Annotated in this window: 24 protein-coding genes; 14 read left to right on the top strand and 10 right to left on the bottom strand. The window is 70.6% G+C overall.

The features are described from left to right. Positions 1 to 8: 8 nt before the first annotated feature. The 3 genes from ACWEPG_RS25920 (at position 9) to ACWEPG_RS25910 (ending at position 4377) form a co-directional block, all read left to right on the top strand. The gene (locus tag ACWEPG_RS25920) at positions 9 to 1106 is read left to right on the top strand and encodes a serine aminopeptidase domain-containing protein (protein WP_450116662.1); all 1098 of its coding nucleotides are present in this window, start codon (positions 9 to 11) and stop codon (positions 1104 to 1106) included. Between the two features lie 23 nt (positions 1107 to 1129). Further along, a complete protein-coding gene (locus ACWEPG_RS25915) occupies positions 1130 to 3307 on the top strand; it encodes an AAA family ATPase (RefSeq protein ID WP_450116663.1) in 2178 nt (725 codons plus the stop codon). A gap of 62 nt (positions 3308 to 3369) precedes the next feature. Beyond that, entirely contained in the window at positions 3370 to 4377 is a 1008-nt protein-coding gene (locus ACWEPG_RS25910; RefSeq protein WP_452595689.1) for a DUF3089 domain-containing protein, read from the top strand. A gap of 233 nt (positions 4378 to 4610) precedes the next feature. Here ACWEPG_RS25910 and ACWEPG_RS25905 read toward each other — a convergent pair whose 3' ends face one another. Further along, positions 4611 to 5363: an isocitrate lyase/PEP mutase family protein gene (locus ACWEPG_RS25905; RefSeq protein WP_452595688.1), complete on the bottom strand. Its 753-nt coding sequence runs from the start codon at positions 5361 to 5363 to the stop codon at positions 4611 to 4613. A gap of 97 nt (positions 5364 to 5460) precedes the next feature. Here ACWEPG_RS25905 and ACWEPG_RS25900 point away from each other — a divergent pair, with 97 nt between their 5' ends. Together ACWEPG_RS25900 and ACWEPG_RS25895 are read left to right on the top strand one after the other, a co-directional pair. Beyond that, entirely contained in the window at positions 5461 to 6810 is a 1350-nt protein-coding gene (locus tag ACWEPG_RS25900) for a hypothetical protein (protein ID WP_452595687.1), read from the top strand. Then, positions 6807 to 8090 (top strand): hypothetical protein, encoded by a 1284-nt coding sequence (locus ACWEPG_RS25895; protein WP_452595686.1) that lies wholly within the window; start codon positions 6807 to 6809, stop codon positions 8088 to 8090. The genes ACWEPG_RS25900 and ACWEPG_RS25895 overlap by 4 nt, the downstream gene beginning before the upstream one ends. Positions 8091 to 8117: 27 nt before the next feature. On the opposite strand, the gene ACWEPG_RS25890 is transcribed toward ACWEPG_RS25895, so the two are convergent. Further along, positions 8118 to 8786 carry a TetR/AcrR family transcriptional regulator gene (locus ACWEPG_RS25890; RefSeq protein ID WP_452595685.1) on the bottom strand — a complete coding sequence of 223 codons (669 nt, stop codon included), beginning with the start codon at positions 8784 to 8786 and terminating at the stop codon, positions 8118 to 8120. Positions 8787 to 8971: 185 nt separating this feature from the next. On the opposite strand from ACWEPG_RS25890, the gene ACWEPG_RS25885 reads away from it, so the two are divergent. After that, on the top strand, positions 8972 to 10465 hold the full coding sequence (locus ACWEPG_RS25885) for an MFS transporter (protein WP_450117099.1): 1494 nt from the start codon (positions 8972 to 8974) through the stop codon (positions 10463 to 10465). A gap of 21 nt (positions 10466 to 10486) precedes the next feature. Here ACWEPG_RS25885 and ACWEPG_RS25880 read toward each other — a convergent pair whose 3' ends face one another. From ACWEPG_RS25880 to ACWEPG_RS25870, 3 genes are read right to left on the bottom strand one after another with little or no spacing between them, the layout of a single operon-like run. Next, positions 10487 to 11320 (bottom strand): O-methyltransferase, encoded by an 834-nt coding sequence (locus ACWEPG_RS25880; protein WP_452595684.1) that lies wholly within the window; start codon positions 11318 to 11320, stop codon positions 10487 to 10489. A gap of 26 nt (positions 11321 to 11346) precedes the next feature. After that, positions 11347 to 11967 (bottom strand): hypothetical protein, encoded by a 621-nt coding sequence (locus ACWEPG_RS25875; protein ID WP_452595683.1) that lies wholly within the window; start codon positions 11965 to 11967, stop codon positions 11347 to 11349. A gap of 37 nt (positions 11968 to 12004) precedes the next feature. Continuing rightward, on the bottom strand, positions 12005 to 12412 hold the full coding sequence (locus ACWEPG_RS25870) for an NUDIX hydrolase (protein ID WP_450135730.1): 408 nt from the start codon (positions 12410 to 12412) through the stop codon (positions 12005 to 12007). A gap of 120 nt (positions 12413 to 12532) precedes the next feature. Here ACWEPG_RS25870 and ACWEPG_RS25865 point away from each other — a divergent pair, with 120 nt between their 5' ends. From ACWEPG_RS25865 to ACWEPG_RS25835, 7 genes are read left to right on the top strand one after another with little or no spacing between them, the layout of a single operon-like run. Further along, positions 12533 to 15376: a Na+/H+ antiporter subunit A gene (locus tag ACWEPG_RS25865; RefSeq protein ID WP_452595682.1), complete on the top strand. Its 2844-nt coding sequence runs from the start codon at positions 12533 to 12535 to the stop codon at positions 15374 to 15376. Next, complete coding sequence (locus tag ACWEPG_RS25860; protein WP_450117094.1) at positions 15373 to 15969, top strand: Na(+)/H(+) antiporter subunit C; 597 nt, start codon at positions 15373 to 15375, stop codon at positions 15967 to 15969. Before ACWEPG_RS25865 ends, ACWEPG_RS25860 begins: the two co-directional genes overlap by 4 nt. After that, positions 15966 to 17594 carry a Na+/H+ antiporter subunit D gene (locus tag ACWEPG_RS25855; RefSeq protein WP_452595681.1) on the top strand — a complete coding sequence of 543 codons (1629 nt, stop codon included), beginning with the start codon at positions 15966 to 15968 and terminating at the stop codon, positions 17592 to 17594. Before ACWEPG_RS25860 ends, ACWEPG_RS25855 begins: the two co-directional genes overlap by 4 nt. After that, positions 17591 to 18163 carry a Na+/H+ antiporter subunit E gene (locus tag ACWEPG_RS25850; RefSeq protein WP_450117092.1) on the top strand — a complete coding sequence of 191 codons (573 nt, stop codon included), beginning with the start codon at positions 17591 to 17593 and terminating at the stop codon, positions 18161 to 18163. Before ACWEPG_RS25855 ends, ACWEPG_RS25850 begins: the two co-directional genes overlap by 4 nt. Continuing rightward, complete coding sequence (locus ACWEPG_RS25845; protein ID WP_450117091.1) at positions 18160 to 18420, top strand: monovalent cation/H+ antiporter complex subunit F; 261 nt, start codon at positions 18160 to 18162, stop codon at positions 18418 to 18420. The genes ACWEPG_RS25850 and ACWEPG_RS25845 overlap by 4 nt, the downstream gene beginning before the upstream one ends. After that, a complete protein-coding gene (gene mnhG, locus ACWEPG_RS25840; RefSeq protein WP_450117090.1) occupies positions 18417 to 18761 on the top strand; it encodes a monovalent cation/H(+) antiporter subunit G in 345 nt (114 codons plus the stop codon). Before ACWEPG_RS25845 ends, mnhG begins: the two co-directional genes overlap by 4 nt. 21 nt (positions 18762 to 18782) lie before the next feature. Then, complete coding sequence (locus tag ACWEPG_RS25835) at positions 18783 to 19076, top strand: DUF6191 domain-containing protein (RefSeq protein ID WP_450117089.1); 294 nt, start codon at positions 18783 to 18785, stop codon at positions 19074 to 19076. A gap of 15 nt (positions 19077 to 19091) precedes the next feature. Here the strand turns inward: ACWEPG_RS25835 and ACWEPG_RS25830 are convergent, their stop codons facing one another. From ACWEPG_RS25830 to ACWEPG_RS25810, 5 genes are all read right to left on the bottom strand, one after another. After that, complete coding sequence (locus tag ACWEPG_RS25830) at positions 19092 to 20411, bottom strand: DUF5933 domain-containing protein (RefSeq protein WP_452595680.1); 1320 nt, start codon at positions 20409 to 20411, stop codon at positions 19092 to 19094. Positions 20412 to 20443: 32 nt separating this feature from the next. After that, positions 20444 to 21568: a glutamate--cysteine ligase gene (locus tag ACWEPG_RS25825; protein ID WP_452595679.1), complete on the bottom strand. Its 1125-nt coding sequence runs from the start codon at positions 21566 to 21568 to the stop codon at positions 20444 to 20446. A 124-nt stretch (positions 21569 to 21692) separates the two neighbouring features. Beyond that, on the bottom strand, positions 21693 to 22367 hold the full coding sequence (gene sodC / locus ACWEPG_RS25820) for a superoxide dismutase[Cu-Zn] (RefSeq protein WP_450117086.1): 675 nt from the start codon (positions 22365 to 22367) through the stop codon (positions 21693 to 21695). 109 nt (positions 22368 to 22476) lie between these two features. Then, a complete protein-coding gene (locus ACWEPG_RS25815) occupies positions 22477 to 23037 on the bottom strand; it encodes a LytR C-terminal domain-containing protein (RefSeq protein WP_450135722.1) in 561 nt (186 codons plus the stop codon). Positions 23038 to 23075: 38 nt separating this feature from the next. Then, positions 23076 to 23402 carry a DUF3263 domain-containing protein gene (locus ACWEPG_RS25810; RefSeq protein WP_450116853.1) on the bottom strand — a complete coding sequence of 109 codons (327 nt, stop codon included), beginning with the start codon at positions 23400 to 23402 and terminating at the stop codon, positions 23076 to 23078. A gap of 258 nt (positions 23403 to 23660) precedes the next feature. Here ACWEPG_RS25810 and ACWEPG_RS25805 point away from each other — a divergent pair, with 258 nt between their 5' ends. After that, a complete protein-coding gene (locus ACWEPG_RS25805; protein WP_450116852.1) occupies positions 23661 to 24251 on the top strand; it encodes a peptide deformylase in 591 nt (196 codons plus the stop codon). The last annotated feature ends 155 nt before the right edge of the window (positions 24252 to 24406 follow it).

Below are 24406 nucleotides of genomic sequence, written 5' to 3'. Positions count from 1 at the left end.
CGGTAGCCATGCGAACGACAAAGCGGTTGCTGGTCGGTTCGGCCCTTCCGGTGTTGGTGGCGGCCGGGTTGGCCGGCGCGCCCGCGACGGCCGCGCGCCTGCCGCTCCCCGCGCCGATTCCGGCCGCGGGATCGTCGGCTCCGCAACCGGGCGCGGACACCGAGGTCACGTTCGAGTCCGGAGGCGTGACGTTCCACGGCAGCCTGCGCACCCCGGCCCTGCCCCGCGCGGGGGCCGCAGCCCTGCTGTTGCCGGGCAGCGGCCCGACCGACCGCAACGGCAACCAGCCCGGACTCACCACGAACACGATCGCCCGGATCGCCGACGACCTCGCGGCGCAGGGCGTCGCCAGCCTGCGCTTCGACAAGCTCGGCAGCGGGGCCACCGGCCTCGCCGGGCTGACCCCGGACCAGCTCGCGAACATCGGGTTCACCGCCCAGGTCGACCACGCGGCCGCGGCCGCCGCCCTGCTCGCCGAGCGCACCGGCGTCCCCGCAGGCCGGCTGTCGGTGATCGGCCACAGCGAGGGCGGATTCACCGCCCTCGCGCTCGCCCAGCGGGACATCGGCAGAGGCGGCCTCGGACTGCTCGCCCCGCTGCCGATGCGTTACCTGGACCTACTGACCGCGCAGCTGAACACGCAACTCGACCAGGCGGTGCGCCTGGGTCAGATGACCGGCGAGAACGCCGAGGGCGCCCGCGCGACCCTCCGGGACAGCGTCGAGTCGCTGCGCGAGACCGGCAGCCTGCCCGCCAAACCGGATCCGCTGCTCGCGAGCATCGGACTGGTCCGCACGAACGCGAAGTTCCTCGCCGAGGCCGACGCCCTGGATCCGGTACGCCTGGCCGCCGCCGTCGCCGAGGACACCCCGGTCCTGCTCACGTGCTCCGACAAGGACCTGAACGTCAGTTGCGATCAGCTCGTCCCCCTGCGTGACGCGGTCGGCCACACCGAACTCCGGTTCGCGCGTTTCGCCAATGCCAACCACCAGCTCGACGAGCTGGGACCGCTTCCTCCGAGCACGGTGGACCGGATTGTGGCACTACCGGAGTCGGCCGAGTTCGCCGCGACACTGCAGCAGTGGTCGGTGCGGCTCGTCCGCTGAACGTCGCCACTAGGGTGGATCTCGTGACGTCTCCGGAACTCGCCCTGACCGCCCGGTTGAACACCTCGGCCTCCGATGCCCGCCGCGGGGTGGTGCGCCTGCACCCCGAGGCGCTGGCCGCGCTGGGGCTGCGGGAATGGGACGGGATCGCGGTGGTCGGCGCCCGCCGGACCGCCGCCGTGGTTGCCCTCGCCCCGGCCGGGATCCCCACCGGCACCGCCCTGCTCGACGACGTCACCCTGTCCAATGCCGGCCTGAAAGAGGATGCGCGCGTTGTCGTCTCGCCGGTGACCGTGTACGGCGCGCGCGCCGCGACGCTGAGCGGGTCGGCACTGGCCACCCGCTCGATCTCCGAAACCACCTTGCGCCAGGCCCTGTTGGGCAAGGTGCTCACCGTCGGGGACACCGTCTCCCTTCTTCCGCGCGACCTCGGGCCGGGCATCTCGACCAGTGCGGCAACACAGTCGCTCTCCCGCACCTTCGGGGTGGCGTGGACGTCGGAACTGCTGACGGTGGTCTCCGTCGACCCGCCCGGACCGGTGAGCGTGCAACCCAATTCGGCGATCGGCTGGGGAACCTCCCCCGTGGCCGCGGTGCCGGAAGCCACGGAATCGGCACCGTCCGCAGACCACCCGGCGCCGCGTCCGGAACCGGTGGCGGTGCAGGACCTGGTCGGGGTCTCCGCACAGGCGGCCAAGCTGACCGAGTGGCTCAAGCTGGCCCTCGACGAGCCGGAACTGCTGCACACCCTCGGCGCCTCCGCGCATCTCGGCGTCCTGATCACCGGGCCGGCCGGAGTCGGCAAGGCGACCCTGGCGCGGGCGGTGCTCGCCGACCGCACGGTCGCCGAACTCGACGGCCCGACCGTGGGCGCCCTCGAGTCCGCGGCCCGGCTGCAGCGCGTCGCCGACGCCGTCACCCGCCTGCGGCACGATCGCGGGGTCCTGCTGATCACCGACCTGGACGCCCTGCTCCCGGCCGAACCGGAACCCGTGTCGGCGCTGATCCTCGACGAGCTGCGCCGCGCGGTGGACACACCGGGGGTCGCCTTCGTCGCCACGACCGCCCACCCCGATGCCCTCGACAGCCGCGCCCGCGGGCAGGACGTGTGCGACCGGGAGCTGACGATCCCGCTGCCCGACGGCGGCACACGCCGCGCCCTGCTCGAGCAACTGCTGCGCCGGGTGCCGACCTCCACCCTCGACCTCGGCGAAATCACCTCCCGAGCACCGGGGTTCGTCGCCGCCGACCTGGCGGCACTGGTCCGGGAAGCGGCCATGCGGGCGGCGTCACGGGCCAGCAGTGAGGGCACCGAACCGCGACTCGAGCAGTCCGACCTGGTCGGTGCACTCGAGGTGATCCGTCCACTGTCGCGGTCGGGCACCGAGGAGCTGGCGGTCGGGTCGGTCACCCTCGACGACGTCGGGGACATGGTGGAGACGAAGCAGGCGCTGACCGAAGCGGTGCTGTGGCCGCTGCAGCACCCGGATTCGTTCGCCCGGCTCGGCGTCGACCCGCCCCGCGGCGTACTGCTGTACGGGCCGCCCGGCTGCGGCAAGACGTATCTGGTTCGGGCGCTGGCCAGTTCGGGTCAGTTGTCGGTGCACGCGGTGAAAGGCGCGGAGCTGATGGACAAGTGGGTCGGCGCATCGGAGAAGGCGGTGCGCGAGCTGTTCCAGCGGGCCCGCGATTCGGCGCCGTCGATGATCTTCCTCGACGAGGTGGACGCCCTGGCACCGCGGCGCGGACAGTCCACCGACTCCGGCGTCACCGACCGCGTGGTCGCCGCACTGCTCACCGAACTCGACGGCGTCGAGCCGCTGCGCGACGTCGTGGTGGTCGGCGCGACGAACCGTCCCGACCTGATCGACCCGGCCCTGCTGCGGCCCGGCCGGCTGGAGAAGCTGGTGTTCGTGCCACCGCCGGACTCCGACGCACGGCACGAGATCCTGCGCACCGCAAGCCGATCGGTGCCGCTGGCCGCGGAGGTCGACCTGGCCGCGCTCGCCGTGGACCTCGACGGTTACTCGGCGGCGGACTGTTCGGCCCTGCTGCGGGAGGCGGCGCTGGCGGCGATGCGGCGCAACGTCGACGCCGCCGACGTCACCGCCGACGACGTCGCCACCGCCCGTGCGGCCGTCCGCCCGTCCCTGGACCCGGATCAGGTCGCGCACCTGGAGGCGTACGCGCAGAACCGGTAGGCCCCGTGGGGGCGCGCAGTTCACCGGGTGGGGACCCGCAGACCGACCTACACTCGGCTGTCATGAGCGCTCGATTCGCCGCCGCGGCGGCGCTCCTGTGGACGGTGCTTCTCGCTCTCGTGGCCGCGCCGCCGGCATCGGCCCAGACCACGACCACGTGGCTGTGCCGGCCCGGCCAGCCGGACGATCCGTGCGGTGGCCGCTCCGGCGCCCCGGTCGACTGCTTCTACGTGTACCCCACCGCCTCGCTGCAGCAGGGCACGAACGCGAACCACGACCGCTCCCCCGAGCTGCAGGCGGTTGCGCGGCTGCAGGCGGAACCGTTCGGCACGTCCTGCGACGTGTGGGCGCCGGTGTACCGGCAGATGACGCTGCGCGCACTGAACGGCGCGTCGCCGGAGGTCCGCTCCGCGGCACTGGACCTCGCGTACGACGACCTCGAGCGAGCCTGGGACGACTACCTCGCACAGCACAACCACGGCCGCGGTGTCGTCCTGATCGGACACTCGCAGGGCACCCGGATGTTGCGCACGCTCATCCACAACCGGATCGACGGGCAGCCCTTGCAGTCTCGACTCGTTTCCGCCCTGCTGATCGGCGGGAACGTCCTGGTCCGCAAGGGTGAGACCGTCGGAGGCGACTTCACGTCGGTACCCGCCTGCACGGACCGCGACCGGACCGGCTGCGTCGTGGCGTATTCGGCGTTCTCCCGGACCCCGCCGCCCGACACCCGCTACGGCCTCTCCCCCCAGGCGTCCGCCACCTCCGGCACCCGCGCCGACCTGCCGTACGGTCCGGACTACGAGGTGCTGTGCACCAATCCCGCTTCCCTGCACGACAACTCGGAGGCACCGCTGCGGGGGACGATCGGCGGCCGCGACGTCGACGCGTTCCGCGCCCGCTGTACCGGCGGAAGCGGGCCCCACGTGCTGATGGTGGACGGCCCGGGTGCGTCCCTGCTGCCCGCCGTCCCGAACGAGACCTGGGGCCTGCACGTGATGGACGTCAACCTCGCGCAACGCGACCTCGTCGACCTGGTCGCCACCCAATCCCGGGCCTATCTGCGCTGACGCGCCCGTGCGTGAGTTCCTCCCCAGAGGGGGCCCCACCCGGTCGGGGTGGAACTCACGCACAGGGCGCAAGGGCGTGTCTCCTAATCCCTCTCGGATGCACCTGGCGAAACAATCGTCGTCCGGCAAGGCGGAGGAGAAGCCGATACCGCTGTTGTATCGGCGCCGACGACAACGCAGCAGGGCGGCGATTGGGCGCCAGGGGCGCCGAAACGGGGATTGGGAGACATGCCCTAGCTCCAGCGGGCGAGGATCTCGTTGGCCCGCACCGCGAGCGCGGCCTGCAGCAGTGGCCCGAAGCTGACCCGGCCCACGCCGAGCGCCGCGTAGTTCGCCTTGTCACCTCGCACGGGATCGGCGATCGCGTTCACGGGCAGCGGCAGCGCCGCCGTGAGCTCGCGGTACACCTCGTCGGTGTGGAAGCCGACCGGGTACAGGGAGTCGGCGCCGGCCTCGGCCGCGAGCGTGAGCCGGGCGATGGCGCGTGCGGTGCGATCGGACTCGTCGCCGACCTGCTTGAGGAACAGGTCGGTACGGGCGTTGATGACCACGTGCACACCGACCGCGTCCGCGGCGCGACGCAGTCCCCCGACGAAGTCGGCGTGCTCCTGCGCCTCCCGCAGCCGCCCTCCCTCACTGTGCACGGTGTCCTCGATGTTCAACCCGACCGCCCCGACCTCGACGAGACCGTTGATCAGGGTCTCCGGGCTCTGGCCGTAGCCGGACTCGATGTCCACGGACACCGGCAGTTCCACGGCCCCGGTGATCTGGGCGACACGGGCGAGCAGTTCACTGAACGTCATGCCCTCGTTGTCGGGCCGACCGATGGAATCGGCCACCGGGTGCGAGCCGACGGTCAGCGCGGCGAAACCGGCCTGCGCGGCCAGGTTCGCCGACCAGGCGTCCCAGACGGTCGGGAGGATCACCGGTTCCCCGGGCCGGTGCAGCCCAAGGAGCGTGGTGGCCTTCTCGGTGATCGATGCCATGGTGGGTTCCTCGCCTCGTATTTGTGGTGTGAACATCGTGGCACGCCGGGGCGTTCGGCTCAGCGCGTGCACGGTCGTCGTCGGTTAGCGTCGGGCAATGCCCGTCACTCCCCGCGCAGCAATCCCCGTGCCTGCCGGACTGCTCAGCGCCTTCCTCGCGGCGTTCGTGCTGACCGACCCGCCCGGCGGACGGTGGGCCGTCCGCACCTCCGGCCGTGAACTCGACCGGTGGCTGAGCGGACAGCCGACCGGGATCGCGGTCGGTGTGGTGGTGGCCGTCGCCGGGTGCGCCGTGCTGCAGCAGGGCGGTTCCCGGCGGATCGCGTGGGCGGTCGGTGCGGCCGCGACCGCGGTGCTGTTCGCGGTCCGGTTCGCGGTGCCCGACGTCGCGGGTGTCGACGCCCTGATCGCCCTGCACGTCCTCAAGACCGTCGCGGCCGGAGCCCTGCTCGGCGCGGCCGTCGCCGCGGTCTGGGGCCATCGGGGTGCGCAACTCGCCCTCACCGCAGGCGCCGTCACCGGCTTCCTGTCCGTGTCCGCGTGGGGTGCGACGGTGTCCGTGAAGAGCACGTCGACGCTCGGGGAACCGGCCTGGTGGCTGCTCGGGGCAACGCTCGTCGCGACGGCGGCGGCCGCCGCGGCCGCGAACACGGCTTCGCGTATCCAGCGCGTCACCGGTCCCGAGGCAGGGGCCGCGTTGCTGACGGTCGCGGCGATCGCCCTGATCAACAGGCTGCAGATCGCGTGGATCGGCCAGGACGGCAACCAGACCCGAACCCACCAGTGGGTCGTCGTCGCGGTGGCGATGGTGGTGGTCCTGGTGGCGACGGAGGTGTGCGCCCGGCTGATCGCCCGCCGCACGGGCCCCGGCGAAGGTGTGATCGTGTTGGTGGCCACCGGTGTCGCGGCGGCCGCGATGCCGGTGCTGGTGGACCTGCGCAGCCCGTATCGGGACGTGCCGGCGTGGGCTGCCGTGGCGGTCGCCGGTGCCGCGGTGCTCGTCGGCCTGATCGTCGCCGCGCGCCGCCCGGCCCCGATCGCGGGACTGGCGGTGGCGGCACTGGTTCCGGTGGTCGGCGCGATCTTCCCCGACTTCGGCGATCACGGCCCGTGGCTGCTGGTGCGACTGGGCGTGCTCGGTGTCGGCGCCGGGCTCGCGCTCGCCCCCGCACTGCCCGGGTCGGCTGCGGTCGCCGCCGCCGGGTTGTCGATTCCGTTCGTGTCCATGGTCTTTCACGCGGCGGCGACAGTGATCGTTCACCGGACCGCACCCGACGCCGTCCTCGTCCCAGATGGAATCGGATACCAGTCGTTCCTCACCACCGAGCAGTTCGTCCAGTTCGTCGGGACACCCGTCTACGACGACCGCATCGCCGGCATCGCGCTGGCAATCGCGGTGGCCTTCTGCGCGTGGGGCGTCCAGAGCCTGCGGCGGACCCGCCGGTGACAACGGCCCGGCGCACCGTCGAGCTCCTCGCGGCGCTGCTGGTCGGTGCGGCCGCGGGCTGGGCGCTGCTCGCTCCGATCGCACCCGGCTTCGCCCTCGGCGGCTCCGACGCCCGGTTGACGGTGCTGGCGACGAGCCGACCACTCGCGACGGCACTCGGGGTCGTGCTGGCGGCGGTGGTCGCGGGATGGCTCTCGCGGCGCGGCTCCGTGCGGGTGGCGCGGCTGGTGGTGATCGTCGGGCTGGGCGCCATGGTGGCGATGGCTTTCGCCAACGAGAGCGCCCGGCAACTGGAATGGCTGACCGCATCGAGTTACCTCACCGGTGTCGCCGCGGGACTCGCACTCGGTGGTGCCGCTGCGACGGCTTCCGACGCGGTTGAGTCGGCGACGGTGGCCGCTGGGGCGCTTGCCGCCTTCCTGCTCACCGCACCGGTCACCGCGCGCCTCGGAGAGATGGCCGAGCGCGGGTGGACGGAGTACACGCTGCCGAACGACTCCGGCACGTTCACCGTCGCGCCGCCGTGGTGGCTGCTGCTGCCCGCAGCGGCCGCCACCGCCGTCGCGCTGCTGCTCGGCGGAGCCCGTGCCGCACGACCGTCGAGTCGGGCGGGCGCGGTCACGACCTCGGTCGTGGTGGCCGCACTGGTGACGAACGCGGCGATCGGCGCCGTGCCGGAGAACCGGCAGCTGACCTGGGTGCTGCTCGCTGTGTTCGTCGCGGTGACGATCGCGGGGGCGGCCGCGCTCGACGGCCGGGACGGCACGCTGCTGCTGGTGACGACGGCGGTGGTTGCGACGGCGGCCCCGCTGAGCGACTGGTCGGACACCACGTGGATCGGCGTGGTGATCCTGGCGGTGTCGCTGGCCGTCGGGGTGGTCGTCGGGACGAGGTGGCCGAGCGTCGTCGTCGGCCTGACGCTGCTCGCGGCCGTGTCGCTCGCCGGCCTACTTCCCGATGTCGCCGACGGGATGGGTGACGCGGTGCGCTGGCTGGCCCTCGCCCCGATCGCCGGCTACACCCTGGGCTCGTGTGGCGGGGCGCGCTCGGGGGCGACCGTTGCGGGCGTGTCGGTGCTGTTCGTGCCCAGCGCGCTCACGGTCGCCGGTCAGGCCGCGACGTCCGGGCCGCTCGCGGAGCTGTCACCGTTCACGGAGTTGCCGCGCGGCGTGCTCGCGTACGGGTCCCCGCCGGATCCCTGGATGCTCAACCTGACGATGACGGTGGTGGTGCTCGGGACGATCGCCGCTGCCGGAGTGCTGCGACAGCGGGTCGACTGACCGCTCACGCCGGTCGACCCCTGGGCGTCAGCCCCGAGCGGCGGATGCGACCTTGGCCGCCTCGACCTGCTCGTCGGTCAGCGACGGTTCGGTCAGCGGCGCACGCGGCACACCCTCGGCCCGCAGGCCGTCCAGCACGATCCCGAGGTAGCGGCGCCAGGCGTCGGGTGCGACGGGTCCGGCGAAGTCGATGACGGCCTCGACCATCTTGGCGACCGTGAACAGGTCGTTGGTGGTGACGTCGGGGCGCAGCGCGCCGGCGTCCTTGGCGCGGGTGACGAGCTGTTCGGCGAGAGGTGCGACGCGTTCGCGGGCGCACGCGATCTGCTCGCGGCCTACGTCGCAGCTGAAGAAGACCTCGCCCATGCCGCGATTGGTTGCCATCTGTTCGCACGTGAAGGCCAGGAAGTCGACCAGCCCCTGCCACGGGTCCTCGACCTCGAGAGCCTTGGTGGCGCCCGCGGCCATGTCCGCCATGTGCTGCTCGAAGACGCCGTCGACGAGCTCCTGCTTGCAGCTGAAGCGCCGGTAGACGGTGCCTACGCCCACCTTGGCGTGCCGTGCGACGTCGTCGAGGGTGATGTCGATGCCGCGTAGCGCGAACAGCTCGGCAGCCGCATCGAGGATCTTCCGGCGGTTGCGTTCGGCGTCGGCGCGCAGCTTGCGCCCTCCTGTGACGGTGCTCACGAAACTCATTCTGTCATCCCCGAGAATCCGACAAACCCGGCCCGAGAATCCGACAAACCCGGGCAAACCTCGCGACCCCCCGAAATTAAGTGGAGACATCTCCTCCACTTAGGCGTACGGTGGCCCAAGTGGAGCCTACTCCTCCACTTCGTTCGAATCGACGACGCCGACCCACCTCTAGGGGGCTGCAGATCATGACCACGACCACACTCGACCGGCCGGCGGCCGCATCGGGATCCACCGGAAGGGAACACCGCCTGCGCTGGTTCGTCATGGCGGTCATCGCCCTGGCCCAGCTGATGGTCGTGCTCGACGCGACCATCGTGAACATCGCACTGCCCGCAGCCCAACGCGGACTCGGCTTCTCCGACGGCGACCGGCAATGGGTGGTCACTGCCTACGCCCTCGCCTTCGGCAGCCTCCTGCTCCTCGGCGGACGAATCAGCGACTTGTTCGGCCGCAGAAACGCTTTCGTCGTCGGACTGGTCGGATTCGCGGCCATGTCGGCGGTCGGAGGCGCAGCCGTGAACTTCCCCATGCTGGTCGCCGCGCGTGCCGGACAGGGCGTGTTCGCGGCCCTGCTGGCCCCGGCCGCCCTGTCGCTGCTCGCGACGACCTTCACGCAACCGGAGGAGCGGGCCCGCGCCTTCGGCATCTTCGGCGCCGTCGCCGGCGCAGGCGGGGCGATCGGCCTGCTCCTCGGCGGCGCGCTCACCGAATGGACATCGTGGCGGTGGAGCCTGTACGTCAACCTGATCTTCGCGGCCGTCGCCCTGGTCGGCGCCCTGACGATGATGGCGCCGCACCGGTCCGAGCACCGTCCGCAACTCGACCTGCCCGGCGCGATCACCGTGTCCGCCGCGCTGTTCGGCATCGTCTACGGCTTCTCGCACGCGGAGTCGCACGGCTGGTCGGACCCCGCCACCGTGGCCTGGCTCGTCGCCGGCGCGATCCTGCTGGCCGTGTTCGTGGTGATCGAGACCCGCGTGGCGCACCCGTTGCTGCCGCTGCGGATCGTGCTCGACCGGACCCGCGGCGGGTCCTACCTGGCGATGTTCCTCACCGGCTCGGGCATGTTCGCGGTGTTCCTGTTCCTGACCTTCTACCTGCAGACGAACCTGCAGTACTCGCCCATCGTCACCGGGGTGGCGTTCCTGCCGATGGTCGCCGCGATGGTGATCTCGGCGACCACCTCGACCGCGGTCCTGCTGCCCCGGATCGGGCCGCGTCCGCTGATGACCACCGGACTCGCATTGGGCGCGAGCGGTCTGGCGGTGCTCGCCCAACTCCAGATCGACAGCACCTATGCGCCGCACATCCTGCCCGGCCTCGTGCTGCTCGGCGCCGGCATGGGCATGGTCTTCGCGCCCGGCATGCAGGGCGCGGTGACCGGTGTCGATCCGGACGACGCCGGCGTGGCGTCCGCGACGGTGAACACCATGCAGCAGGTCGGCGGTTCGATCGGCACCGCCCTGCTCAGCACCGTCGCCGCGACGGCCGCGGCGAACTTCCTGTCGGGCCGGACACCGAGTCCGGAGAGTCAGGCGCTGGCCGCGGTGCACAGTTACACGACGACCTTCTGGTGGGCGGCCGCGATCTTCGTTGCCGGCGCCGTCATCTCGGCGTTCCTGCTGCCCGGGGGCAAGCTGCCCGAGTCGACCACGACGCAGCCGGCGACGGTGCACTGACCGACACCTCGGCACCGGCGATCATTCGTCGCCGGCGCCGAGGTACGTCGACTCCAGCACCAGATCCGGCAGCAGCCGTTGGTATTCCACGTGTGCGTGATGCTCGTGAGTGCGCCACTCCAACCCCTCGGTACGGCGCATGTAGGCGAGATAGTCGGGGGCGCCGGGGATCCGGACGTTGTCGGCGACGACCACCGACCCCGGGTGCAGCCAGTCCGCGTCGATCATCGACTGCAGATCCGGAAGGTATGCCGACTTGAGATGGTCGAGGAACACGAAATCGACTGCGCCGGAATCGAAACCCAGCCCATGCAGGGTCCGGCCGCCGTCGCCGATCGAACCGACGACCGCGGTGATCCGGTCCGCCGCACCGGCATGCGCCCAGACCCGACGCGCGACATCGGCATTCGCCGCGCTGATCTCCACCGAGTACAGGTGGGCGTCCGGCGGGGCGGCACGGATGGCACGCAGCGCGCTGTAACCGCAGTACGCCCCGAGTTCGAGCAGCACCCGAGGCCGCGCCCGTCGCACCGCGTCCTCGAGAATGACGCCCTTCTCGTCGCCGACGTTCATCAGGAAGCTGGTGCGGCGCGCGAAGACGTCGATCGCGGCGATCACCGCGTCGATGTCACCGGTGGGTGCGGCGGTGACGACGGACCGGGCCAGGGCTTCCTCCCGACCGTCCCCGACCCGACCCTCCCGCAGCAACCGGCGCCCCGACAGCAGGAACCGCAGCACGGACCAGCGCAGGAACGGAACCGGTGTGCCGGCGAGGCGGTTCGCGAGCACCGCGGCGGTTACCGCCGCGGCGCCGAGTCCGATTGCCGCGCCACCGCGCAGAGCACGCCTCGACATCCGAGCCGAGTCCATGCCAACCGAATCTAGTCCTCCGAGAAGGAGGCCGTGCCGTTTCCCGGCGCCTGCCCTCCCCCGTCCCACCGATTCAGCAGTGCCTGTCCGCGCGGACTGATCCGGTAACCGACGTCGAGGCTTTCGGTCAGCCCCAGCTCCTTCAGGCGGCGCACCCGCTGTTTGAACGTCGGCCGGTCCATCCCGACGACGGGAGCCAGTTCGGTCGAGACGACCGCCGGGCGGGAAGCGATCAGCCGCAGGGTCGCCTCGGTCCACGGGCCGTTCGCATCCAGCCGCGCCATCCGGCGGCGAAGTACGGCGAGGTCATCGGTGGTCAGCTCTGCGTCCTCCCGCAGCGCGGCGCGCGGATCCGGACCGGCGAGGCGTACCCGGATCCGGTACAGGTGCGGACCGTGCGCCTTCTTCTCCACGAACGCAAGCAACGCGGCCGCCGAGCCGAAGCCCGCCGCCCGCGCGTCGGCGTCGGTGACGTCGGCGGGTTCGACCCGGTCGACGGAATCGAACGCGACCACTCCGATCGACGTGCGCTGGCTGCCGCCGGTTCGGACCCGGGGCCGGTCCCACCGCCGGTAGGCGACCGTCACCGCACCGGTGACGATCCCGTCGAGCGTCGCGGCCGTGAAGATCATCCGTCACATCCCTCCGTCGCTCCGCTCGCCCGGCCGCTCAGTCCACGAGGCCGCGCGACCGGAGATGCTCGAACACCAACCGGGATCCGGGCGCGGACTCGGGCATCGCCGCGTACTCGTCGGTGGTGAAGTACCGCAGCTCCGCGATCTCGCTCGTCGGGGTCGGCTCGGTGGTGAGGGTCGCCAGATAGCAGGTCATGTGCAGCCGGGTGCCGGTCGGGTGCCCGAACGCCTCGGCCTCGAACACCCCGAGGCGTTCGAGCGTGCCCGCCACGATCCCGGCGTCGAGTTCCTCGCGAATCTCCCTGTGCAGGGCCTGTTCCGGAGTCTCGCCCGGGTCGATCTTGCCGCCGGCCATGTAGAACGCGGTCTTGCCCGCCGATCGCGCCTGCAGCATCCGCCGGTCCTTGATGTGGGCGAGCGCCACGGTTCTGATCTCGGCCATCACCACAGGGTAGGCGCATGCAAAAAGTTCGCGTCCCCTAAACTGGACATCGGACGTCCGGATACTCCCGGGCGTATCGACACCCCGCCGCCACCCGCACACGACACCGACGGAGTGCCCTTGCTCGCTATATTGTTCGCCCACGCAATCGCTGCCGTCCTGGCGCCTGCTGTCGTGCGAACAATGGGGCGCAACGCATTTCTCCCACTGTCCCTGGTGCCCGCCGCGTCGCTGGTGTGGGTGATCGCGAACTGGAACACCGAACAGTCCTTGCACATCACCTGGGCGCCGGGGCTGTCGATGGACATCGACATGCGGTTCGACTCCCTCGCCGCGATCATGTCCGCGCTGATCCTCGGTATCGGCGCCTTGGTGTTGATCTACTGCTCCCGCTACTTCGAGAGCGACGAGCCGCGGCTGGGCATCTTCGCGGCCGAGATGGTCGCCTTCGCCGGTGCCATGTTCGGGCTGGTCACCAGCGACAACATGCTCATTCTCTACACCTTCTGGGAACTGACGACGATCCTGTCGTTCCTGCTGGTCGGGCACTACGCCGAACGCGCGTCGAGCCGCCGCGCCGCCACCCAGGCACTGCTGGTGACCACCGCGGGCGGACTGGCGATGCTGGTCGGCTTCATCATCCTCGGCCAGGTCGGCGGCAGCTACCAACTGTCGGTGCTGGTGGCGAACCCGCCCGGCGGCTGGCTCGCCGGGGTCGCGGTGGTGCTGGTGCTGGCCGGTGCGCTGTCGAAGTCCGCGATCATCCCGATGCACTTCTGGTTGCCGGGCGCGATGGCCGCCCCCACCCCGGTCAGCGCGTACCTGCACGCCGCCGCGATGGTCAAGGCCGGCATCTACCTGATCGCACGACTGGCACCCGGATTCGCCGACTCCGGGCCATGGCGGGTCACCGTCATGACCCTCGGGCTCGGCACCATGCTGCTCGGCGGCTGGCGCGCGATGCGCGCATTCGACCTCAAGCTGATCCTCGCGTTCGGCACCGTCAGCCAGCTCGGCTTCCTGACCATCCTCGTCGGCACCGGTACCCGCGACGCCGCCCTCGCCGGCATCGCGCTGGTCGTCGCGCACGCGATGTTCAAGGCCGCGCTGTTCATGGTGGTCGGCATCATCGACCACACCACCGGCACCCGCGACATCCGCAAGCTCGCGCACCTCGGCAAGGCCGCGCCGGTGCTCTGTGTCGTCGCGATCGCGGCGGCCGCGAGCATGGCCGGACTACCCCCGTTCTTCGGGTTCGTCGGCAAGGAAGGCGCACTCGAGGCGATCGCGACCGCGTCGGTGCTCGACCCGACCGTCCGCACCCTCGAGCTGGCCGGCATCGTCGCCGGCTCGATCCTCACCGTCGCGTACAGCATCCGCTTCATCTGGGGTGCGTTCGGCCGCAAGCAGCTCAAGCGGCCCAGCCCGGCGGTCGCCAACATGCACCCGGCCGGACCACTGTTCCTGACGGTGCCCACCCTGCTGGCCGCTGCCGGCCTGGTCACCGGCCTGATCTCCCCGGTGATGGACAGCCTGCTCAGCGCCTACGCGCGCAGCCTGCCCGGCGGCGACCACGACTACCACCTCGCGCTGTGGCACGGGCTCGGTCTCGCACTGTGGTTGACGGTGCTGGTGGTCGCAGGCGGTGTCGCGCTGTACCTGATGCACCGCAAGATCAGCAGGCTGCGGTTCGAGCACTCGCTGCTCGGCAACGCCGAACGGATCTACGACGCGACGCTGCGGGGCATGGACACCGCGTCCATGCGGCTGACCGGTGTCACCCAGCGCGGTTCGCTGCCGCTGACGCAGGCGACGATCCTGGTCACGCTGGTGCTGTTGCCGACGATCCTGCTGGTCCTCGGCACCGACACCGTGACGCGGATGCGGCTGTGGGAATCGCCGATCCAGTTCGCCGTCGGCCTGATCATGATCGCCGCCGCGCTCGCCACGACGGTGATGCGCAACCGGCTCGCCGCGGTGATTCTCGTCGGTGTCACCGGCTACGGCTGCGGCGTCATCTTCGCCCTCGACGGCGCCCCCGACCTCGCGTTGACGCAGTTCCTCGTCGAGACCCTGACCCTGGTGATCTTCGTGCTGGTGCTGCGCAAACTGCCCGCCGAGATCGACGAACGCCAGTCCGTCGGCTTCAAGCCCGCGCGGGCGCTGCTCGGCGTCGCGGTCGGCGCGACGGTCACCGCGCTCGGCGCGTTCGCGATGAACGCCCGCTCCACCGAACCCATCTCGGTGCACATGCCGGACCTCGCGTACCACGTCGGCAACGGCAAGAACGTCGTCAACGTCCTCCTCGTCGACATCCGTGCGTGGGACACCCTCGGCGAGATCTCGGTGCTGCTGGTCGCCGCGACCGGTGTCGCCTCGCTGGTGTTCCGCACCCGCCGATTCGGCACCGCACCCCGCATCGCGGACGCACCGTCCTTCGCGCCGACGCCGGAGACCACGTGGCTCCTCGGCGGCGACCTGATCGACCCGAGGCACCGGTCGCTGATCCTCGAGGTCACCACCCGGATGATCTTCCCGACCATGATGGTGCTGTCGGTGTACTTCTTCTTCTCCGGCCACAACGCACCCGGTGGCGGGTTCGCCGGCGGGCTGACCGCCGGTCTGGCCCTGGTGCTGCGCTACCTCGCCGGTGGTCGGTACGAGCTCGGAGAGGCCGTCCCCATCGACGCGGGCAAGATCCTCGGCCTCGGACTGATCTTCTCCGCGGGCACCGCACTGGCCTCGCTGTTCCTCGGCGCACCCGCGCTGTCGTCGGCGACGATCGAGGTCACCCTGCCGCTGCTCGGGCACATCAAGCTCGTCACCGCGATGTTCTTCGACCTCGGCGTGTACCTGATCGTCGTCGGCCTCGTCCTCGACGTGCTGCGCAGCCTCGGCGCCCGCCTGGACGCCGAGGTCGAGAACCTGCCGGTCCGTTCCGGCGAGGAGGTACCGGTCCGATGAGCGTTAACCTCGGATTCCTCATCGTCATCGGCGTCCTCGTCGCCTGCGGTGTCTACCTGCTCCTCGAGCGGTCGATCACGAAGATGCTGCTGGGGCTGATGCTGTTCGGCAACGGCGTCAACCTGCTCATCCTCTCGGTCGGCGGCCCGCCCGGCAGCGCCCCGATCGTCGGCCGCACCAACGACGTGTACGACACCATGGCCGATCCCCTCGCGCAGGCGATGATCCTGACCGCGATCGTCATCACCATGGGCATCGCCGCGTTCGTGATGGCGCTCGCCTACCGGTCCTACAAGATCAACACCAAGGACGCCGTCGAGGACGACCCCGAGGACACCAAGGTCAAGACCCGCCGCAGTCCCGCGGAGGCCCCCGACCACGACCGCTCCGACGACCCGATCACCGGCGACTCCACGTTCAGCGGCGACGCCTTCGACGACAAGGGCAACCCCATCCCACTCGAACAGCTCAAGAACCTCGAGGACCTCGAGGTGTACGAGGACCTGCGCGAAGGCGACTTCGACGAGTTCGACCCCAACGGCGACGACGACCCCCGCGAGTCGGTGCGGACCCCGGGCGGTGACGGCGCATGACGTGGCCGGACAACCTCGTCCAGTACCTGACGCCGTTGCCCGTGCTGGTACCGATGCTCGCCGCGGCGGTCACGCTCGTCGGCGGCAGGCGGCCCCGGTTCCAGCGCACCGTCACCATGACGGCTCTCGTCGTCGGGCTCGGCATCTCCCTCGTGCTGCTCTATCTGGCGGACCGGGACGGCATCTCCACGCTGCAGGTCGGCGGCTGGGACTCACCGATCGGCATCACCCTCGTCGTGGACCGGCTGTCGGCGATCATGCTGGTCGTCTCCTACACCGTGCTGCTCGCGGTCATGGCGTTCGCCGTCGGGCAGGGCATCCACGACGGCACCGAACGCCAACCGGTGTCGATCTTCCTACCGACCTACCTGGCCCTGTCCGCGGGCATCTCCAACGCGTTCCTCGCCGGAGACCTGTTCAACCTGTACGTCGGGTTCGAAGTGCTGCTGGCGGCATCGTTCGTCCTGCTGACCCTCGGGGCCAGCGCCGACCGGGTCCGCGCCGGTGTCTCGTACGTGATGGTGTCGATGGTGTCGTCGCTGATCTTCCTGATCGGCATCGCCCTCGCCTACGGCGCGACCGGCACTCTGAACATGGCGCAGATGGCGGTCCGGCTCGACGACATCCCCGAGGGCACCCGGATGGCGATCTTCGGGGTCCTGCTCGTCGCGTTCGGCATCAAGGCGGCGGTCTTCCCGCTGTCGACGTGGCTGCCGGACTCCTACCCCACCGCGCCCGCGCCGGTCACCGCGGTGTTCGCGGGCCTGCTCACCAAGGTCGGCGTGTACGCGATCATCCGCGCCCACACACTGCTGTTTCCGCAGGGCGAACTCGACGACGTGCTCCTGGTGTGCGGCCTGCTGACGATGATCGTCGGCATCCTCGGCGCCATCGCCCAGTCGGACATCAAACGACTGTTGTCCTTCACCCTGGTCAGCCACATCGGCTACATGGTGTTCGGCATCGCGCTGTCCACCGAGCAGGGCCTGTCCGGGGCGATCTACTACGTGGCGCACCACATCGTCGTGCAAACCACACTGTTCCTCGTCGTCGGCCTCATCGAACGCCAGGCCGGCTCGTCGTCGCTGCGCCGCCTCGGCGGCCTCGCCGCCGCCAGCCCGGTGCTCGCGATCGTGTTCCTGATCCCGGCGCTCAACCTCGGCGGCATCCCGCCGTTCTCCGGGTTCATCGGCAAGATCGCGCTGCTGCAAGCCGGTGCCGCGCACCCGAGCGTGCTGTCCTGGATCCTGGTCGCGGGCGGCACGATCACCAGCCTGCTGACCCTGTACGTCATCGCCCGGGTGTGGACGAAGGCGTTCTGGCGGGCCCGCGCCGACGCCCCCGAGGGCGACCTCGCGGACGTCAGCCCGTCCGCCCTGATCGACGAGTCCGAGGAGGACATCGCGTTCGTCGACCGCGAGGACGTCGGCCGGATGCCGGCGCTGATGCTGCTGCCGACGGTCGCGCTGGTCGGGGTCGGCATCGCACTGACGGTGTTCGCCGGCCAGATCATCGCCGTCACCGACCGCGCGGCCACCGACCTGCAGGACCGTTCCATCTACATCGACGCGGTCCTCGGTCCCGGCTACCACGAGCAGGCGACGGCGTCCGGAGGTGACCGATGACCCGGGAGCTGGCGTTGCGGGCCGGTTCGCTGGCCTGGCTGGTGCTGGTGTGGATCCTGCTGTGGGGCAACCTGTCCGTGGCGAACGTCGTCGGCGGACTGATCGTCGCCGTCCTGATCACGGTGCTGCTGCCGCTGCCGCGGGTCCCAGTCGAGGGACGCATCCACGTGTGGTCCATCGTGAAACTCATCGGGCTCAGCATCTGGTACGCGGCGCAGTCCAGCGTCCAGGTCGCGTGGCTGGCCGTCCGGCCCGGCCCACCGCCCGTGACGGGCGTGCTTCGGGTGCGGCTGTCGATCAAGTCGGATCTCGTGCTCACCCTGTGCATCGACGTGCTCAACCTGATCCCCGGCACCATGGTGCTCGAAATCGACCAGGTCAAACGCACCGTGTACGTGCACGTCCTCGACGTCGGGACCGACAAGGCCGTCAAGCACTTCTACCGGACCGTCCGCCAGCTCGAGCGGCTGTTCATCGCGTCGTTCGAACGCGACGCGGAGTGGAAACCGTCCCCGTGGCACGTCGACGATCCCCTCCACGACCCGTCCGCCCGAAAGGAGATTCCGTGACGACCGTCCTCGTGATCGCCGGGGTGATGCTGTCGGTCGCCGCGGTGATGACCTCCTACCGACTGCTCGCGGGTCCGGGGACCCTCGACCGTCTCGTCGCGATGGACACCCTGGTCGCGGTCGCGATCTGCGGCCTCGCGGTGTGGGCGGCGTTCAGCATGGACACCACGCTGGTGCCCGCGATCGTCGCGCTGTCGCTCGTCGGTTTCGTCGGCTCGGTCTCGGTGGCCCGGTTCCGGGTGCGTGACGACCAGTGAAGACCGCACTCGACGCCCTCGCCGCCGTCCTCCTCCTGCTCGGGGCGCTCCTCGCGATGACCGCCGCGATCGGCATCGTCCGCTTCCCCGACACCCTCTCCCGCATGCATGCCGCCACCAAGCCGCAGGTCATCGGCCTGGTGCTGGTGCTCGCCGGTGCGGTGATCCGGCTGCGCGGCAACGTCGACATCTGGATGCTGGTGCTCGTCGGCCTGTTCACCCTGCTCACCGCACCCGTCATCGCGCACACCGTCGGCCGCGTCGCCTACCGGGAGCAGCGCGGCAAGGACGGTCTCGGCATCGTCGGCGAACTGGACGGCGAGCAGCCGCCACGCCGATGATCCGCCGGTAACCTGGTCGCCGTGACCGCAGTCGTGTGGGTGCTCGTGCTGGTGGCCGGGGCGGTGTTCCTCGACCGGGTCGCGCTCTGGGCCGAGCGCCGCGGCTGGATCTACTGGCGCAAACGCAAGCCGGAGGTCGACGGGGGCGCGATCACCGGTGCCTTCGGCGAGATCCAGTCGGTGCTGTCACCGTCGCACCGGCACGTCGTCGACGAGCAGCGGACGCAGAAGTCGCTCCGCCACGACGCTGCGACGGGGGACGACACCGGGGTCCGCGTCGACCTCGACGGCGGGACGGTCCGGTTCGACGGCTGACCGGCGACGGTGCCCTCAGACCGTCACGAACTGCCCGGCACTCCGCCCGCCCCACCTGCCCAGCGCCGACTCGGGTGCGGCGAAGAAGGTGGAGTAGAAGCCGACGACGACGGCGGCAAGGACGCCGAGGATCACCGGCACCGACACGACCGGCACGGCGGCGATCGGCGCGGCCAGGTACCGGTAGCTCGCGAGCAGCGCGGCGAACGCGACGGCGCCGCCGACCACCAGCCGGATCCGGAACCGGTCCCACCCGCGTTCGGGGTCGCGCAGGGCCGCCTCGATGGTCAGGCACAGCACGGCACCGGCGACCAGGTCGACGCCGTAGTGGTAGCCGAAGCCGAGGGTAGCCATCAGCGTGCACACCAGCCAGAAGGTGCCACCCCAGCGCAGCCACCGTGGCCCGCGCCGCGAGTGCACGAAGATCGCGAGCGCCCACGCGGTGTGCAGGCTGGGCATGCAGTTGCGGGGTGCGGGACTGTCGAAAACGAACGACGCCGGATCGGTGCCGGTCGGGATCACCGTGGGCCAGTAGTCACCCAGCTGCGCGCCCTGCCCCGCGGTACCGAACGCGAAATCCGGTCCGACGACGGGAAACATCAGGTAGAACAGCGGCCCGATCAGGCCGATCGCCAGGAACGTGCGGACCAGGTGGTGCGCCGGCCAACCGTTCCGCAGCTGGTACAGCGCGACGACGATCGCCGCGACGGGCAACTCGATGTACACCCAGTGCAGGACTCCGTAGCCGACCGGCCCGAGGGCATCGACCACCTGCCCGAGCACCCACGACGGGCTGCCGAAGGCGCGGTCGGCGAGTTCGACGTACTCGTCGAGGACCGCGGGCCGCGCCATCACCGTGATCTGCAACCAGACGTCGCCGATCTTGGTTGCGACGATCAGCAATGCCCCGAGCCCGGCACCGAGCAACGCGCTGCCCCGACGGTCCCCGGTCCAGCGCGCGGCCGCGACGACGGCGATGCCGAGGAGCACCCAGGTCGGTCCGTTCCCGACCGCGACGGGGCCGCCGTCGAGCAGTCGGACGGCGAGAGCCACCAGGTCGATGCCGATCGCGGCGGCGACCGCGACGATCCGCTGCCGGTTGGTCAGCCCGACGAGCCCCAACGCCAGCCCGGCCCACGGCACGGACATCGACTTGGGGGTGCCGACGAAGTCACGGGCCAGGGACTGCAGCGGCCCCTCGAAACCGGAGCGGGCGGCGATCACCTGGAGGATCAGCATCGCGGCGACCACCGCGACCGTCGCTCCGACCGCGACGACTCTCGCTCCACCCGGCCGTCGCCAGGGCGTGGAAACGGGTGAGTCGTCGATCAGCACCCGTACATAGTAAACCGCGCGTGAACAGCGCCTTAACGGTCCAGTTCGTGAACCAGCGAGTCGACGACCGCGGTCAGGTCACCACCGTGCGCGGCCGCGACCGCACGCTGCCGCTGATAGGACGCGCCGTGCCGCGGGATGTCGGCGACCCGGGACAGTTCGTCCGCACACCCGAGTTCCGCGGCGAGCGGGGCCAGCTGCTCGAGCAGGTCGTCGAGGTCGTCGGTGACGAGGCGTTCGTTGCTGTCGGCGTCGAGGATGATCTCGGCGTCGAGGCCGTAGCGGGCGGCCCGCCACTTGTTCTCCTGCACGTGCCAGGGCGGCATGCCCGGCAGTTCCACACCGGCGTCGAGTTGCCGGTCGAAGTGCACGACCAGGCAGTGGATCAACGCGACGAGCGACTCCAGCTCCGCTCGCGTGGACACGCCGTCGCAGACCCGGACCTCGATGGTGCCCCACTGCGGCGCGGGCCGGATGTCCCAGTGCAGCGCCCCGAGCCGCTCGATCACCCCGGTCTTCATCTGGTCGTGCACGAAGCCCTCGAACTGCGCCCACGTCTCGAACTGGAACGGGAGCCCGGCGGTCGGCAGCTGCTGGAACATCAGCGCCCGGTTGCTGGCGTACCCGGTGTCGACGCCCGCCCACATCGGCGACGACGCGGACAGCGCCAGCAGATGCGGGTACTTGACCAGCAGGGCGTTGATGATCGGGAACACCTTGTGCGCCGAGGACACCCCGACGTGCACGTGCACACCCCAGATCAGCATCTGACGACCCCACCACTGGGTGCGTTCGATCATCTCGTCGTAGTGCGGGTTGGGGGTCACCTGCTGCGCAGACCACTGCGCGAAGGGGTGTGTGCCCGCGCACATCAGCTCGACGTTCTCCCGGGCGGTGGCCCGGCGCAGCAGCGTCATCGTCTCCCGCAGATCGTCCATCGCCTCGGCGGTGGTGTCACAGATCCCGGTGACCAGTTCCACGGTGTTGCGCAGGAACTCCTTGTGCAGCCGCGGCGTGGCCCCGTCCGCCAGCTCGTCGGCGGCGGACAGTACCTGCGCGGCGCTGTTGGTCAGGTCGCGCGTGATCGGGTCGACCAGTGCGACCTCCCATTCGACGCCGATCGTGGGCCGGGGCGAACCGGCGAAATGGACTGCCACAGCCCGAATCCAACCACAGTGCAGACGACAACGCCGCGACCGGGAACCGACCTGTGGTCGAGGTCATCCGGCCGCGGCGTCGCGGGTGTTCGGGGCGGAGCCCCCGATCGACTCGGCGGTGGTGTTACTTGATCACACCGCAGGCGACGCGGGAGCCGGCGTCACCGGTGTCGAGGGTGGTCTGGTCGGGTGCCGGCGCGTACCGGGTGGGGATGTTGGCGAAGTTGTCGGCACCGGAGTGCACGACGATCGCGCGGCCCTCACCGTGGTTCTGCAGGTCCTCGATCGTGAACGCATCGGTGGTGGTGGTCAGGTTCCCGTTGCCGTCCTCGCGAACGAACAGCGACGGCAGGTCACCGCTCGACGGGTGGCCGCTGTGCCCCTCGACCTGGAGATGTCCGCCGGCGGACGCGAAGTCGCCCTCACAGGTACCGACCGTGTGGATGTGCAGGCCGTGGAAGCCCGGCTGGAGGCCGTTCGCGGCGACGGTCACGACGACGTTGTCGCCGGAGCCGACGAAGGTCACCGTGCCGGCGGCCTTGCCGTCCGCGCCCTTGAGCACGGTGTTGAGACGATCGGCATGCTCGGCGCCGTGGCCCTCGGCACCCTGACCACCCTCGGGGGCCGCCACACCGGTCCACACCGCCGGGGTGGTGCCCGGGACGTCGCTCGCGACCTGGTTGGGCGGGCTGCACGCGGTGAGGCCCGCGGCTGCGATCGCAACCATCGGGGCGACGACGCGCAGGGACACGCGGCCCGACCGGGTCGTCTGCGAATCGCGTCGGGTAAGCAAGGCCATCAAACCGCTCCTTCGAGATGGGCTGGAAGTGCACTGATCATAGCCAGCCGGTGGAACCGACCGACCGGTGGTCTACGACGCCGCATAGTTGAACGGCAGCGGGGGTCGCCTATGGCGAGGTGACGATCACGATCACGCCCGGCGATGCGGTCGCGATGCCGGCGAAACGCTGCTCGGCGGTGATCCCGAGTTCCGCGGCGATCTGCTGCGCGGCCTGCTTCTCGGTCGCGGAGTTCGCGCTGTAGAAGGCCGTCGTCTTCGCAACGTTGCCACTGCTGTAGTTGCCGGTCTCGGACACCGTCCAGCCGTCCGACTCGAGGGTCCCGGCGGTCTCGGCGGCCAGCCCGCTGACGGTGCTGTTGTTGAAGACCCGAACCTGGACCGCGGACCGATCGAAGGTCGATGCTGCGGTCGGCGCGCCGGCCGAGGCCACGACCGCTGCGGCGCTGGTGACCGGCGCCGGGGTCGTCGGGCGAGCCGACGCGGCGGGGCTGTTCGGGGCCGCCTTGACCGGCGCGACGCTGGGCACGACATCGGCTGACTGCGGGTCCGAACCCGAGTTGGACAGGGTCATCGCACCGATGCCCGCGAAGGCGATCGCCAGTGCGATGAGAACCATCGCGAGCGCGCGTAGTGGGGGTCCCGACGGTGCCGGCTGCGGGGTGCTCACGGTCTCGACCTTACGGGTCCGGACATGGTCGGCGGCATCTAGGTGACGTCGAAACCGAGACGGCGGGCGGCGCGGGCCTTCTGCCGGCTGGCACGCAACCGGCGCAGGCGCTTGACCAACATCGGATCCGCGGCGAGCGCCTCCGGGCGGTCGACCAGCGCGTTGAGGACCTGGTAATAGCGCGTCGCGGACATGTCGAACAGTTCCTTGATGGCGTCTTCCTTTGCGCCGGCGTACTTCCACCACTGGCGCTCGAAGGACAGGATGTCGTGATCGCGACGGGTGAGTCCGTCCGCGCCGACCTCGTTGGCGTCCCGGTCGTCGGTGGGCTGCGAATTCCGGCTACGCGCGACTGCGCCGTCCATCTCACTCCTCAACTTCGAGCTCTCGCCCCATACTTCGGCGAAGCGTGAAGCTCCCCGGCCGCCCGATCGGGTCCATTTCACCGGACGACGAATTACAACCCTGTACTTCTGCGCGTCCATTCAACCACGGTCGCCGCGCTCACCCAGGGCTTCGCGCCGACGGCGCGTCGCTCGCGGATCCCACGACCCGACAACACGCCCCGGCATCGGGGCAACCGGGAAACGGCCGGGCCGATCGCCACCATTATTCTTTCCCGCATGGCAATTCTTCCGATCGTGATCGTGGGCGACCCGGTACTCCACCAGCCGACCAAGCCGGTGACCCAGCCGCTGTCCGAGATCGCCGAACTCGTGGCCGACATGTACGACACGATGGACGAGGCCAACGGCGTCGGCCTGGCCGCCAACCAGGTTGGCGTCCCGCTGCGCCTGTTCGTCTACGACTGCCCCGACTACGACGCCGACCCCAAGGGTGCGCGCCGTCGCGGCGAGGTGATCAACCCCGTCCTCGAGACCTCGGAGATCCCCGAGACGATGCCGGACCCGGAGGACGACGACGAGGGCTGCCTGTCGGTGCCGGGCGAGCAGTTCCCGACCGGCCGCGCCGACTGGGCGAAGGTGACCGGCGTCGACGTGAACGGTGAACCCGTCGAGATCGAGGGCACCGGATTCTTCGCCCGGATGCTGCAGCACGAGGTCGGGCACCTCGACGGCTTCCTCTACACCGACGTGCTGATCGGGCGGCACGCACGCGCCGCGAAGAAGATCATCAAGCGGTCCGGCTGGGGCGTGCCGGGGCTGACCTGGACCCCCGGCACGGTCGAGGACCCGTTCGGACACGATGACTGACGCCCCCGCGGGCACCGGTAGACATCGCCGCCGCGAGGCGACCGAACGCGACGCAACCACCCCCGAACCGAGTGGTGGTCCCACCCCCGAACCGACCGGTGGCCCCACACCCGAACCGAGTGCCGGACCCGACACCGAGCCGACCGGCGGCGCAA

Source organism: Rhodococcus sp. NPDC004095, from assembly GCF_053604015.1.
This window is presented reverse-complemented; position numbering and strand designations above follow the sequence as displayed.

Bases quoted from the DNA above. Each gene is read 5' to 3' on its own strand.
- ACWEPG_RS25920 (WP_450116662.1), top strand. From the start codon at position 9: ATGCGAACGACAAAGCGGTTGCTGGTCGGTTCGGCCCTTCCGGTGTTG.
- ACWEPG_RS25910 (WP_452595689.1), top strand. From the start codon at position 3,370: ATGAGCGCTCGATTCGCCGCCGCGGCGGCGCTCCTGTGGACGGTGCTT.
- ACWEPG_RS25905 (WP_452595688.1), bottom strand. From the start codon at position 5,363: ATGGCATCGATCACCGAGAAGGCCACCACGCTCCTTGGGCTGCACCGG.
- ACWEPG_RS25900 (WP_452595687.1), top strand. From the start codon at position 5,461: ATGCCCGTCACTCCCCGCGCAGCAATCCCCGTGCCTGCCGGACTGCTC.
- ACWEPG_RS25890 (WP_452595685.1), bottom strand. From the start codon at position 8,786: ATGAGTTTCGTGAGCACCGTCACAGGAGGGCGCAAGCTGCGCGCCGAC.
- ACWEPG_RS25885 (WP_450117099.1), top strand. From the start codon at position 8,972: ATGACCACGACCACACTCGACCGGCCGGCGGCCGCATCGGGATCCACC.
- ACWEPG_RS25880 (WP_452595684.1), bottom strand. From the start codon at position 11,320: ATGTCGAGGCGTGCTCTGCGCGGTGGCGCGGCAATCGGACTCGGCGCC.
- ACWEPG_RS25875 (WP_452595683.1), bottom strand. From the start codon at position 11,967: ATGATCTTCACGGCCGCGACGCTCGACGGGATCGTCACCGGTGCGGTG.
- ACWEPG_RS25870 (WP_450135730.1), bottom strand. From the start codon at position 12,412: ATGGCCGAGATCAGAACCGTGGCGCTCGCCCACATCAAGGACCGGCGG.
- ACWEPG_RS25860 (WP_450117094.1), top strand. From the start codon at position 15,373: ATGAGCGTTAACCTCGGATTCCTCATCGTCATCGGCGTCCTCGTCGCC.
- ACWEPG_RS25855 (WP_452595681.1), top strand. From the start codon at position 15,966: ATGACGTGGCCGGACAACCTCGTCCAGTACCTGACGCCGTTGCCCGTG.
- ACWEPG_RS25850 (WP_450117092.1), top strand. From the start codon at position 17,591: ATGACCCGGGAGCTGGCGTTGCGGGCCGGTTCGCTGGCCTGGCTGGTG.
- sodC (WP_450117086.1), bottom strand. From the start codon at position 22,367: ATGGCCTTGCTTACCCGACGCGATTCGCAGACGACCCGGTCGGGCCGC.
- ACWEPG_RS25810 (WP_450116853.1), bottom strand. From the start codon at position 23,402: ATGGACGGCGCAGTCGCGCGTAGCCGGAATTCGCAGCCCACCGACGAC.
- ACWEPG_RS25805 (WP_450116852.1), top strand. From the start codon at position 23,661: ATGGCAATTCTTCCGATCGTGATCGTGGGCGACCCGGTACTCCACCAG.